This window comes from Marinobacter sp. UBA2688, from assembly GCF_002352785.1.
In the GTDB taxonomy this organism is placed as follows: domain Bacteria; phylum Pseudomonadota; class Gammaproteobacteria; order Pseudomonadales; family Oleiphilaceae; genus Marinobacter; species Marinobacter salarius.
Map to the genome: position 1 here is coordinate 1 of NZ_DELU01000019.1, position 12,241 is coordinate 12,241.

Below are 12,241 nucleotides of genomic sequence, written 5' to 3' on the forward strand. Positions count from 1 at the left end.
CACTTTTAAACCGGCGTTGACACATAAGGATTGCCGCCGCCTGGCCTTCAGGCTAATGGCCGACTTCTCGGAGTAAGCCAATGGCGATCGACAAACGCGCAAGGCACACAGGGAGGCGCAGCACTGCGCCCTTCCTGAACATCCCAAAGGAGGTGTTGGGCGGTGAGGCCTATCTCAGCCTGGGAGGCTGGCAGGTAAAACTGCTGGTGGATATCGCCTCACAGTTCAACGGCAAGAATAACGGCGACCTGACAGCTGCATGGTCAATCATGAAAGAGCGCGGCTGGAAGTCTCCCGGGACGCTGAACAAAGCCCTGAAAGACCTGCTGGATGCCGGACTCATTGAAGAAACCCGGAGCGGGGGCAGACACCGCTGCACCCTCTACGCGGTAACCTGGAGAGGTATAGACGAATGCAAAGGCAAGCTGGACGTAAACCCGAAAATTGTACCGAGCAACCTGTTCCAGAAATTCGACAAGGCAGCCTGAAAATTAAAATCGGTAGTCGCTATGTGTATCAATCTAGTCATATATCGACTACCTCACCCCCTAAAATGGGGTTTTACCCCCCTGATGTAGTCGCTATGTGTATCAGTCAGGCACTTTTTCGGCTTTTTGGTAGTCGCTATGTGTACACCTTTATAATTTACCATGTAATGGTTCTACCGACTGACCAACGGGAAAGAGCACGCGACCCCAAAACGCGCCAGCGAATCCGGGGCAGCGTATGAGACAAATCACGCCCATCGATGCCGCCCTTGAACTCATCGACCACCTGGAAGGGAAAAGGGATCTCTCTCCTGAATCGAAGGCCTGGCTTCTGATTGGACTGAAGCAATACCGCTCCGGCTACATGAAAACGCTGGATGACAGCCTGGGGCTCTCCGTTGGCCCTGGACAGGCCCGAGATAAACTCTGCTACGTCTGGCGCACCCGAGAGCGTAACCGGCTGATTCGTGAATCTGCCCGCCAGATGCCGAGAGACAACGGCAAAATCCTCACCGCTCGGATTATCGCCCACTCCATGAACTATGGCGTCCCATCTCTGGGAGGGCCGGATACATGGCAGGCCACGATGACCCTGGTTCGACTTCGCGTCATCTGCATGAACCATGAGGGCGATTCAAAGCTGGCCCTTGGCTGGAGAAGAACCCTCGAAATCATGAACGGGGACGGCTGCTAAAGCCTCCCCGATTGCGACGAAATGCCGAGTATTTCAGACACCTACCCACCCCGGTAATCTGGTTCCAAGTCATCAAAGGAGCCCGATCCATGACCCAACAAATCAAAGCACTCCTGGCCGAGAATGAGATTTATATCTATGGCGACATTGGAGAGCAGGACGTAGCCGCAAAGCCGTTCATCGATCAACTGAAAGCAATGGACACCTCAAGAACCGTTCATGTTCGCATCAATTCCAGAGGTGGTGATGTTGGCCAAGCCCTGGCGATCTACAACGCACTCACTGAGTTGAAGGATGTTGTTTGCCATATCGATGGCATGGCCGCCAGCGCAGCCTCATTCATTGCAATGGCCGGTAAAACCGTCATGGCCGAAAACGCAATGTTCATGATCCACCTGCCCAGAGGATCCACCTACGGCACCGCCGAAGACTTGCGCAAGCATGGCGACCTGCTCGACAAAATCACGCCGTCGATGTCTAGCGCTTACCTCAAAAAGACCGGCATGCCAGAGGCAAGACTGAACGAGATGCTGGCTGGCGAAACATGGTTTACGGCGTCAGAAGCTCTTGAAATCGGCTTCATCGATGAGATTGCCAGCCCCATGGCAATGGTTGCGCAAACCGATCTCTCAATCTTCAACCAAGTGCCGGAGAAGATCGCAGAGATTCACAGCCAGGCCCGCGCCAACGTGCAGGAAATCGAGAACATGCTCGACCTGTTCAAAGGCGAACGAGTTGCCGAAAACGTCACTGCTCAAAGCCTGATGGCTCAGGGCAAAACCACCCCCGACGCTGTACGCGCCCACCTGATGACAGAGCTGGGCAAGCATCACAAACCATCTTCCGGAGCTATCCCCATGAACGAGAACGACCACCTGAAGAACTTTATGGCCGACGCCTCAGACGCAATCCTGATGCGCAAAGGCATTCCAGTGAAAAACGCCAGTGACGGGGCCCGTGAGCTGGCGAACCTGAGCCTGATACAAATGGCAGACCGCCATCTGAATCTGACCGGCAAAAGCACCATGCTAATGTCGAAGCAGCAGATCCTGGCCGAAGCATTCACTCACAGTACCGGCGATTTCCAGAAGCTACTCGGAAACACCGCCGAGAAAGCCTTGCGCGGAGCCTACGAGGAATCCAACGAAAGCCACATGATCTGGACTGGCGAGCGTGAAGTTCCCGACTTCAAGCCTCAGAGCCTGGTTCAACTGTCTGAAGCCCCGGACCTGGATAAAGTCGCTGAAGGCGCCGAGTACAAGCACGGCTCTTTCTCTGACGATGGCATGGTTTTCCAGGTGGAGAAGTACGGCAAGATCTTCACCATGACCTACGAGGCCATGATTAATGATGACCTGGACGCCTTCAGCCGCCTGCCCCGCAGTTTCGGCATTGCCGCCCGCCGCAAGGAATGTGATCTGGTGTACAGCACCCTGACCAGCAATCCGAAGCTGTCCGATGGCAAGGCCCTGTTCCATGCCGACCACAAGAACATTGCGACATCTACAGGATTGACCGCCTCAGCACTCGGAAACGTCCGGGCCATGATGCGTAAACAACGCGGCTTGAGCAGCTCTGCACCGCTGAACCTGCAACCGGCATTCCTGATTGTTCCGGCTGTCTACGAAAGCCAGGCTGAGCAGTTGATTGCCTCGACTGTAGACCCGAGCAAGTCAAACGACACGCCCAATTCTCAGTTTATCCGCAACCTGACTTTGGTAGTAGATAGCCGGCTGGATGAAGTTTCAGAAACTGACTGGTACGTAGCAGCCAGCCCCTCGCAGGTGGACACCATCACCCGCGCTTACCTGGCCGGCGCCGGACGCCCGCACTACGAAACCCGCGAAGGCTGGGAAATTGACGGCCTGTCCGTGAAGTGCCGCCTGGAGTTCGCCAGCGTGCCGGTGGATTACCGCGGCCTGGTTAAAGTCGGACAGGCATAAGGGGAAGGTTATGGCTGACACCTCAAAAACCGTAGAAATAATTTTCGGTGGCGTAGACAAGACCGCCGGAGCGGTCACCTCTGTTGGCCGCAACCTAGACAGCTTAACGGGTCGCGTGGGAGACCTCACCGGCCCGTTGGCAAACATCACGGATAGCATTGTGAAACTGGATCTGGCACTTGCGGCGGCTGCCGTGGGTGTCACCGGTTACGCGGTGAAAATTGCCGACGACTTTGATACGGCATTCGGTGAAATTGCAACGCTCATTGGGCAGCCTGCCTCAAATCTGCAGGACTTCCAGAACCAGATTCTTCAGTATTCGGAAAGCTCCACCGCGTCACTGGATCAAATCACGCAAGCAACCTACAGCGCCATTTCAGCCGGCATCGATTACAAAGACTCATTAGAGCTGCTCAACGCAGCCGAGCAGCTATCTATTGCTGGCCGTGCAGATCTCGGAGACACAACAACCGCCCTGGTCAGCACCCTGAATGCCTTTGGGGCATCAGCCGACCAAGCCGGCGAATTTGCAGACACGTTCTTTACAGCGGTCCAACTTGGCCAAACCACAATTCCGGAACTGGCAAGCTCGATCGGTCGCTTGGCTCCGATTGCTTCCGCCGCGGGGCTTGGCTTTGACGAAATGGCCGCCGCTATCGCGACCATTACTGCGGAAACCGGCACAAGCACCCCCGAGGCAATCACGGGCATCCGTGCGGCCATTACCGCACTACTGAAACCAACCAAGGAAGCTTCCGATATTGCTGCCGAACTTGGCATAGAGTTCAACGCGGCCGCCCTCGAAAGCAAAGGTTTTGCTGGTGTCCTGAGTGACGTAGCAGAAGCCACAGGCGGCAATACGGAAACCATCGCCAAGCTATTTGGCTCTGTCGAAGCACTGGCCCCGGTACTGGCCCTGACCGGAAATGCTGCCGATGCCTTCGCGGACAACCTTGTGAAGTTCAATGACAACGCCGGCGCCTCTGCCAATGCGGCCGCAGAGCTGGCGGACACACTCGGACTGCTCAGCCAGACACTGGTGAACAACCTCCAATCGGCCCTGATTGGCGTTGGTGGTCGACTGACAGACGAAACCCGAAGCATTGTTCAATCGCTTACCAGCATTTTCAATTCCCTGGGCTCGGAAATCCGTTTAGAGAATGGCGCCTTTGCTCCGATTCTGGACGCCCTGGAAGGCCTGGCCGGTGATATTGATAGGAAGATGCAGGCCATCGCTGAAAACTTCCCTGAAGCACTGGCAAACCTCGACCTGAGCCAGCTACTGGCATCCTTCGGAGACCTTAGCGACGAACTCGGGGATGCGTTCACCAACGTCTTTGGTGATATCGACTTGAACACCGTAGAGGGCCTGGAGCAGGCCCTTCAGCGGGTCGTGGATGCTTTCACCGCTCTGGTGAACATTTCGGCAGGGATAGTCGATGGCCTACAGCCACTGTTTCAGGCAATCGGCAAGGGTATCGAGGAATTCGAGGACCTGGACGAATCCACGAAGCGCAATGTTGGGGAGTTGCTCGGTCTTTCAAAGGCCATTGATACGGTTCTGCCTGCCCTCGGTGCCCTGGGTGGCGGACTGGAGTCCATCGGAACGGGCCTCACCGCCCTGGCTGGTGCACAAGGTTTCAAGGCGCTGATTGGCAACCTGAACAGCGTTAAGGGAATTGCCGCCACCGCTGGCAGAGGTGGCTTGATTGGCTTGGCCCTAGCTGGCGGCTACGGAGTCGGAACGCTGATTAACGAATTCGTTATTGAGCCGATGGAAAAGGCTTTCGGGAATTCGATTGGCGGATGGCTTTATGAACAATTCAACGCTGAAGAAATCGAGAAGATAAAGAACCAGTTGAAGCCGCTGACTGAGGAAGAAAAGAAACTTGCCAAACAGACCGGCGAGCTCCGGGAGCTGAACGACCGACTCGCAAACAAGCTTAAAGACACCGCCACCGCCACTGAGGACACCCAGAAAGCCTGGCAAGATTACGCCAACGAACTTGTAAATACCGCTAACCAGCAGAATAAGCTGAACGATGCGATCGGCGGCACTGACAGCAACCTGGCCCGCTCAGGGAACGCCATCGACCAGCTTACCGACAAAGCCAGCAAGAACGGCGACGCGTTAGGAGATGTTGGCCAGGCGACGAAACGGCTGGCGGAGAGCAACGACTCATTGGTTCTCGGTTACGATAAAGCGTCCGGCAAGGTCAACAGCTGGTCCGGCACCATCATTAAGTCTGGGAGATCCCTTGGTGATACTGCGGCCAAGACTGAAAAGCTGGTCAACGAAACCGCAAGCTACCGACTCGAACTTGAGAAAATCGACAGCAACGAGCGAATTAAATTCATTGAGGCCCAGGTATCCCTGGACATTGCCGAGGCTGAAGCCAATGCCGAAAAAGTAATTGCTACGTTCGACAGCATCAACACCTCAATCGACAGTACTGGCAGCATTATTTCTGAATTATTCGGTTCACTTGGAGAAGGTAGCCGTTTAGATCAGTTGGACGTGGCCAGCCAGATCCGCAAAGAGAATGAGTTTCGTGAAAAGGCTTTCGAGCTTCAGGAGAAGATGACGAAAGCACAAATCGAAGAAATCAAAGCCAGGACCAGACAGATATCAAAAGGCGATGCGTTGATTAAAGTGGACGGCACTGGCCTACAACCTCATCTGGAAGCTTTCATGTTCGAAATTCTGCGAGAGATACAGGTTCGCGTAAATGCGGACGGCGAGGAAATGTTACTCGGACTCCAGTAAACGCCCTCCCGGTTTCCTCTTCATGCTCCGGGAAGGCGCGCGGCTCTGGCACATGGCCCTGACAATGTGCCCACGGCAGCAACCAGGCTGCAGCCCTATAGGCATGGGGCTGGTGCAGGCAGAGACACCCGACAAAACGGCTCTGTGGTCCTGTCATACCAGCCGGGGCAGATGCTGGCAGAACATCCGTAAAAGTCTGCTGCTTTACATAAATGGTTTAGCCGTTCTTTTGGCGGTCATACGTGGCCGCCTTTTTTCAACCTAACTCCCCCTCTGGAGGCACTATGCAGATTACCGAATTGCTCAAACGCTACGAGAACCACCCTTTAGGTACAGTCATCAAAAGCCTGGAAAGCACTCATGAGATGATTCAGCTACACCGGTTCTACGTCTCAGCAAAGACTATGATTCTGCTTCTGGAGTATCAGCAGGAGCTCAGCAAAGTGGAGGCTGATGCACTGGAGACGCACATACAAGAGCGTGTAGACCTGCTGGTGAAGCCGGAGAACGCTTCGAAAAGGTACTCCTGAACGGGGGCCGGCTGGTGGGTGCGTGGAGGCGCGGAGTTTCGCTTGATATGAAAATTCTATAGGTGGGTTGTACTATGATTGAGAAACCATATAGCCACTGGCTGACGCAGCAGCAGATGGCCAAAAGCCTTGGCATCACTGTTTCAGCCTTCTCTCGCTGGGAAGTTGAGCCCGTGGCCAGGATCGGCAAACACGTCTATTACGATGTGCGCTCTGTCATCGACAACCGGCTGGAGAAAGCGGACCAGTCAGGCAGCAACAGCGACATTGAAGCCGAACGGCTCAGGCTCACCCGCGCACAGGCTGAAGGTCAGGAAATCAAGAACGAGCTGGCCAGGGGCAAGACCGCCCCGGTGGAAATCATCGCTCTGGTGTTGTCAAAGATTGCCGGTGAGGCTTCAGGGATATTGGACAGCCTGCCGCTGGATATTCGGCGCCGGCATCCAGAACTGCAAACCGCAGTCATCGAGTCGATCAAACGCCAAGTGGTGAAGGCACAGAACGCGATAGCCCGAACGGATGAAACGCTCGAACACGCTCTGGAAGATTACATGGAGCAGCTGGATCAATAGCTGAGATTGTCGGACAACCTCGCAGTAAATCATAAGCCCCGGACTGGCCGGGGCTCTTTTCCGATCAAAGAAACTGCTGAACACCGATGCAGTATTTCTTTGAATCTCCCCACAGGTGCATCCAGAGCTTTGCCTCAAATGGCATGCTGAAGAAAGGAGAAACAGGAATTCCGCCCACCCTGCCTTCGTCGCGGGCAACGTAATACATTCTGCCGGTGTAGGTATTGCGATCGACAATCATGATTGACCCCCCTGCTCCATCCTCGAGCTTACATCCAATATGCAGTCGGCCAGGATCTCAGAGACCTGGACCAGACCGCCGAGGGTGAAGTTAGATTCCATCCAATCAGGGCAATCCTGATAGGTGCGTTCAGTCAAAATGCGATCCATCAGCTGTGAGATAACGGCGCTGGCTGTTCCAATCTTTTCAAGCTTATCGGAGAAGGGTTTCAGGTTTTCCGGTTTCGGAGTCCTTTCAGCTTCTGCTTTTGCCTCTGCCTCGAGTTTGGGGCCAGCATTTATCACGCCGCCAGCCTCAATCAATTTGTTCGCAGTTTCGGCAATCTCAGCACCCAGGCCCTGGTTATAGCTCTCTGTCATGGCCTCACAGTCACCGCTGGCCTCAGATACCAGCTCCCATGCTTTATCTATCATCGCGCCGAGCGTAACCTCTGGAGAGCATTCTTCCAGCAGATGATTCAGGTTTTCAGGATTATGCAAATGATGGAGGATAGCCTCAGCGTCAAGCAGGCGTGAACGGCAATCAGTCAGACGGTTTGAAAATTTGTTCATGGTCACATTCCCTTCGATTGTTGTGAGAAAACAAGCGAATCAGGTATGTGGGCCTCGTTGTGGGCCAGCTATCAATCTGGAAGGTAAGTATCTGATTTATGGGGAAAAGTGGCGGTGGGCCAGGGATTCGAACCCCGGGAAGGCTACTAACCTTCGGCGGTTTTCAAGACCGCTGCATTCAGCCGCTCTGCCAGCCCACCGTTTTCTCCACAGCCGTCATTGCGACAGCGGGGAGCATGATACCGGAATTCCGTTTCCTGTCAACGCCCTGGCCACATCGTCTTCCTTTCGATTCAACATTAACTCTATTTAATGGAATCCGCGAGGCCGTTTTCTGTCGTAAATGATTGAAAGTTGTGTATCTGGCATTATGATGAGTGTTAGATTCAAACGGTTGTGACACACAGACGGAGAAGACAATGGAAGACAGACGATTTGGCGTCCAGCAAAACCAGGGAGCCTATTCGACCACAGAAAAAGGTCGGGCGACGGGTATCAGCGCAGATGCCATGAACGTGCTGCGCAATACCTACATGCTGCTGGGAATGACTCTGGCATTCTCCGCACTGACTGCGTTCCTGAACATGAACGGCACGCATCCCGGCTTCCTGATCACGATCGTAGGCTACATCGGCCTTCTGTTCGCGACCTACAAGCTGAAGAACAGCCCCTGGGGTATCGTAACCACGTTCGCCCTTACCGGCTTCATGGGCTTCACCCTCGGCCCGATCATCGGCCAGATGGTGGCAGCGGGCGCTTCCCAGATCGTCGCGAATGCCCTGGCTCTGACAGCGACCGCGTTTGTGGGTCTGTCGGCAACGGCCATTATCACCAAGAAGGACTTCAGCTTCCTGTCCAGCTTCCTGACAGCGGGCGCCTTCGTGCTGATCGGCGCGATGCTGCTGGCGTTCTTCATGCAGAGCTCCATCCTGCACCTGGCGGTGTCTGCTGGTTTCACCATCTTCGCTTCCATCATGATCCTGTTTGAAACCAGCCGGATCATCAACGGCGGAGAGCGCAACTACATCATCGCTACTGTTGGCCTGTATGTGGCCATCTACAACCTGTTCGTCAGCCTGCTTCACCTGATGATGGCGTTCAGCGGCGACGACTGATCGCCTTGGCATCATCCAGATGACAGGCAACTGCCAGAGAACCCCGACCTCGGTCGGGGTTTTTTCATTCATGAGGTAAACTGTACTCTGAACTCCAACAGGCAAACAGGCACATATGAGTCCGCACACACCCTGCTCCTTTACCCTGGTCATTACCGGAGCGCCCTACTCCTCCCAGGCGCCACAAACAGCGCTCGCCTTCGCCAGGGCAGTACTGGCAAGCGGCCATCGAATTGACCGGGTATTCCTCTACGGTGATGGCGTTCATCTGGCGTCGGCACTGACCAGCCCACCCTCGGACGAGGTGCACTGGTCGCGGGCGTGGCATGATTTCCTGGAAAGCCACAACATAGCCGGCTTTGCCTGTATTGCGTCGGCGCTTCGGCGGGGCATTGTGGACCAGAGCGAACAGCAGCGCTACGAACTGCCCGCCAGCAATCTTGCCGCACCATTCACCATTGCCGGTTTGGGCGAGTGGGTTGACAGCGTGGCGCATTCTGATCGCGTTATCTATTTTCACAGTGGGGGTTGAGCCAGGCATGGAGACGTTGGTGATCATTAGCCGCGCGCCGTATTGCGACTGGACGGGCCGTGAGTCGCTGGACATGGCCTTTTCCCTTGCCGCGTTCGACCAGCCGGTGACGTTGCTGTTCACCGGAGAGGGCGTTAACTGGCTTCGCAAGGCCCAGCAAGCAGACGCCGTGCAGCAGAAATCAGTGGAGAAGAACCTGTCAGCCGCGCCCATTTTTGGCGTTTCCGCCCTGATGGCTGATCACAAGGCCTGTAAGCGGTACGGCCTCAACGAAGAGAATATGATGCCGGGCATTACCACGACAGATCTGTGTGCCGAACTGCTCGAACACTATGCCCACGTGGTCAACCTGAGCTGAGCAGGCAACCCAAACACCCGGAGAGCGCATTGATGGCAACCATCCATACCCTGCACATCGTCAACAAACGGCCGGATCACCCGGCGTTTGTAGCGTGCCTGTCGAGCATCACAGACCAGGATGGCCTGTTGCTGACGGAATCAGGTGTGCTTGCCCTGGCGGACCGTGAAGCAACGCTGAAGGGTACCGTTTATGCGTTGGCCCCTGACCTGCAGGCGAGGGCCATCGCCGTCGATGGACTTGACGTACAATCGATTGATTTTGACACAATGGTGGCCCTGACCACCGAGGCAACCAGAGTGATCAGCTGGTAATGACGATTCCAACGAGAAACAACGAAGGGTTCCTGGAAGACGCCTGGACGTGGTCACCTGACGTGGCCCGTGAAATTGCGGCGGACGACAATATTGAGTTAACCGATAATCACTGGGAAATCATCGAATTCCTGAGGGAATTTTACAAACAACATGAAATATCACCACCTTCAAACAGGCTATTTGTAAAAGCGGTCAGGGAGGCGTTTAACGAAGAGAAAGGCAACAGCATTTACCTGATGCAGCTCTTTCCCGGTACACCGGCCAAAACAGCCTGCCGCATAGCAGGCCTGCCAAGGCCGACGAATTGTCTATGAATCGTTTCGGGGCTTTCGACCGGGGTCAGATACCTCACCCAGAAAGCTACTGAGGCCGTTTTCGAACAGTCCCGAACCGAACCGGAGGAACTGGCGGGTAGATTCTTTCACCGTACTCTCCGGCAGCTCCCGAAGAGTTTCTTCGACACCTTCCCGTACACCCTGCCTGACTCTGGGCTCTATCTCCCGCGACGCGTCGATAAGCTCCGCCACCTTGCGATCAAGATGTGGTCGCACAATGCCGAACCAGAAGCCTGCCAGCACTGAAAGTACGACGCATCCTGTTACCAGGGCCTGTATCGCGACTGCCCATCCAAATTCCATACTGCCCTCCTGGTCAGCTCATTACGCAGGGAACCGTGTCCCAGGCGCCTAGTTCAATACGTTGCTCATGATCAGAAACTGAAGCGCACCCGCCAGGGAACCCAATATTCCCCCAACCAGCATGAGCTGAATCTCTTCCTCTCGAAATGCCGGCCGCAGGATATCCTGAAACTCAGCCGGCGCCAGCGACTTCATCTGCCCGGCCAGCACCCCGGCCACCACCGGTGCCCTCTCTCGGTTGAATGCCGGGTCCCCGAAGACATCACGGGTGGCCAGCACCGCCTTATGGTTCATGGCTTTTTTAAGTTCCGTGTACCCGGTCATACCAACAGTAACCTGGGCGCCGAGCTTCATGACCATCGAGTTGTCCAGCAGTGGCCTCAGATGCTTCTGGATGATCGCCCGCGTGCGATCCCCACGGTTACCGTTGATCATCGCGTCAGCCACTTTCTCAACGGTGATCAGTTCCTCCGCCACCAACCTTGCCCATACGTCGCTGATCTCCGGCTGACGCTGCAGGAACAGACCCTGCAAACGCCAAAACAGGAAGCGCCGGGGTTTGAGCGGGCGAAAAATCAGGTTGATGGCAATCCAGTTGGTCAGGAACCCCACTGCAAAGCCGCCGACCGGCAACAGCCATGGTTCGGGGTAGCGCACCCAGGCGGGGGCCAACAAGGCACCCAGCAGGCCGCCAATGATCGCCCCTCGATTGATAACCGACCGTAGCTCGACCGAGCCCGCTTCCATGAAAATCCGGTTCATCAGGTCCGGATGGGTTTTCAGCTCCCGGCTCAGCAAAGCCTTCAGGTCAACGAGATCATTGAGGTCATCCCCGAAATCCTCCACCAGGGACTCTATCCTCGACGGGAGCTGTTCCCGCCCCCACCGATAGATGCGATTCTTCATGAACAGCGGGAGGTTGTCCCAGAGCACCGGTTGGATCTCATACATCACTTCGTCAATGTATTCGTCCATGCGGGGATTCACCTGGGAAATCACCTGTTCAACAATTCGTTGTGGTTCCAGTTGCTGGTAGACGGCGTTCAGATCACCAAACTGCTGCAAGGTGCGGTCAATACAGATGTGGGCCATTTTCTCGGCCTTGCGGGGAATCACTCCCTGCCAGCCGATAACGCCAATACCCACAAACTGGATGGGGTTGAATGACATCTGAATCGCCAGCCAATTGGTAAACCAGCCGACAATAGCTGCCATGAGTGGCACAGAGAAAAGTGCTACATCAACCAAGACAAACCCCAGTGTGTGATTGGCGGGCACGGTGATGAGGACGCGCCGTAATTTTGTATGACGGGTATCTTACCCATCGTTCGATTCAGATTATGTGACGGATAATGAGGTAAATCGAATTATCCAACATTGGCCGTTCCGCCACAGCAACGACGATAGCGCGGCACTCATGGCACTCACAAACCTGATACTGACAAACCGCGACTGACAAACACCCGCACCAAAATCGAGTAGGAGGGGGAGTTAT

General features: G+C 55.1%; 15 protein-coding genes and 1 tRNA gene. 11 read left to right on the forward strand and 5 right to left on the reverse strand.

Going from position 1 to position 12,241, the window contains the following annotated elements; translation table 11 throughout:
- The first annotated feature begins 80 nt into the window (after positions 1–80).
- From B3M52_RS08925 to B3M52_RS08950, 6 genes are all read left to right on the forward strand, one after another.
- Entirely contained in the window at positions 81–488 is a 408-nt protein-coding gene (locus tag B3M52_RS08925) for a hypothetical protein (protein ID WP_286749419.1), read from the forward strand.
- Between the two features lie 238 nt (positions 489–726).
- Positions 727–1,182, forward strand: coding sequence for a hypothetical protein (locus B3M52_RS08930; RefSeq protein ID WP_286749421.1), 456 nt, complete (start codon positions 727–729; stop codon positions 1,180–1,182).
- 89 nt (positions 1,183–1,271) lie between these two features.
- The gene (locus B3M52_RS08935) at positions 1,272–3,125 is read left to right on the forward strand and encodes a head maturation protease, ClpP-related (protein ID WP_286749422.1); all 1,854 of its coding nucleotides are present in this window, start codon (positions 1,272–1,274) and stop codon (positions 3,123–3,125) included.
- Between the two features lie 10 nt (positions 3,126–3,135).
- Complete coding sequence (locus B3M52_RS08940) at positions 3,136–5,892, forward strand: phage tail tape measure protein (protein ID WP_286749423.1); 2,757 nt, start codon at positions 3,136–3,138, stop codon at positions 5,890–5,892.
- Positions 5,893–6,176: 284 nt separating this feature from the next.
- Positions 6,177–6,422: a hypothetical protein gene (locus B3M52_RS08945; RefSeq protein ID WP_286749424.1), complete on the forward strand. Its 246-nt coding sequence runs from the start codon at positions 6,177–6,179 to the stop codon at positions 6,420–6,422.
- Positions 6,423–6,496: 74 nt separating this feature from the next.
- The gene (locus tag B3M52_RS08950; RefSeq protein ID WP_286749425.1) at positions 6,497–6,994 is read left to right on the forward strand and encodes a terminase small subunit; all 498 of its coding nucleotides are present in this window, start codon (positions 6,497–6,499) and stop codon (positions 6,992–6,994) included.
- A 64-nt stretch (positions 6,995–7,058) separates the two neighbouring features.
- Here B3M52_RS08950 and B3M52_RS08955 read toward each other — a convergent pair whose 3' ends face one another.
- The 3 genes from B3M52_RS08955 to B3M52_RS08965 all read right to left on the reverse strand — a co-directional run bounded on the left by B3M52_RS08955 (position 7,059) and on the right by B3M52_RS08965 (position 7,986).
- Positions 7,059–7,235, reverse strand: coding sequence for a hypothetical protein (locus tag B3M52_RS08955; RefSeq protein WP_286749426.1), 177 nt, complete (start codon positions 7,233–7,235; stop codon positions 7,059–7,061).
- The gene (locus tag B3M52_RS08960; protein WP_286749427.1) at positions 7,232–7,786 is read right to left on the reverse strand and encodes a hypothetical protein; all 555 of its coding nucleotides are present in this window, start codon (positions 7,784–7,786) and stop codon (positions 7,232–7,234) included. Before B3M52_RS08960 ends, B3M52_RS08955 begins: the two co-directional genes overlap by 4 nt.
- A gap of 109 nt (positions 7,787–7,895) precedes the next feature.
- A tRNA-Ser gene (locus B3M52_RS08965) sits at positions 7,896–7,986 on the reverse strand.
- Between the two features lie 219 nt (positions 7,987–8,205).
- Between B3M52_RS08965 and B3M52_RS08970 the strand changes: the two genes are divergently transcribed.
- The 5 genes from B3M52_RS08970 to B3M52_RS08990 all read left to right on the forward strand — a co-directional run bounded on the left by B3M52_RS08970 (position 8,206) and on the right by B3M52_RS08990 (position 10,422).
- Positions 8,206–8,901 carry a Bax inhibitor-1/YccA family protein gene (locus B3M52_RS08970; protein ID WP_007152095.1) on the forward strand — a complete coding sequence of 232 codons (696 nt, stop codon included), beginning with the start codon at positions 8,206–8,208 and terminating at the stop codon, positions 8,899–8,901.
- 115 nt (positions 8,902–9,016) lie between these two features.
- On the forward strand, positions 9,017–9,433 hold the full coding sequence (gene tusD / locus B3M52_RS08975) for a sulfurtransferase complex subunit TusD (RefSeq protein WP_075195783.1): 417 nt from the start codon (positions 9,017–9,019) through the stop codon (positions 9,431–9,433).
- A gap of 7 nt (positions 9,434–9,440) precedes the next feature.
- Positions 9,441–9,791: a DsrE family protein gene (locus B3M52_RS08980; RefSeq protein ID WP_036207456.1), complete on the forward strand. Its 351-nt coding sequence runs from the start codon at positions 9,441–9,443 to the stop codon at positions 9,789–9,791.
- Between the two features lie 32 nt (positions 9,792–9,823).
- Entirely contained in the window at positions 9,824–10,105 is a 282-nt protein-coding gene (tusB, locus tag B3M52_RS08985; RefSeq protein ID WP_091644655.1) for a sulfurtransferase complex subunit TusB, read from the forward strand.
- Positions 10,105–10,422: a TusE/DsrC/DsvC family sulfur relay protein gene (locus B3M52_RS08990; RefSeq protein WP_228209703.1), complete on the forward strand. Its 318-nt coding sequence runs from the start codon at positions 10,105–10,107 to the stop codon at positions 10,420–10,422. The genes tusB and B3M52_RS08990 overlap by 1 nt, the downstream gene beginning before the upstream one ends.
- Here B3M52_RS08990 and B3M52_RS08995 read toward each other — a convergent pair.
- A complete protein-coding gene (locus tag B3M52_RS08995) occupies positions 10,417–10,746 on the reverse strand; it encodes a hypothetical protein (protein ID WP_075195785.1) in 330 nt (109 codons plus the stop codon). The genes B3M52_RS08990 and B3M52_RS08995 overlap by 6 nt on opposite strands.
- A 48-nt stretch (positions 10,747–10,794) precedes the next feature.
- Positions 10,795–11,961: a hypothetical protein gene (locus B3M52_RS09000; RefSeq protein ID WP_286749429.1), complete on the reverse strand. Its 1,167-nt coding sequence runs from the start codon at positions 11,959–11,961 to the stop codon at positions 10,795–10,797.
- Positions 11,962–12,241 lie beyond the last annotated feature (280 nt).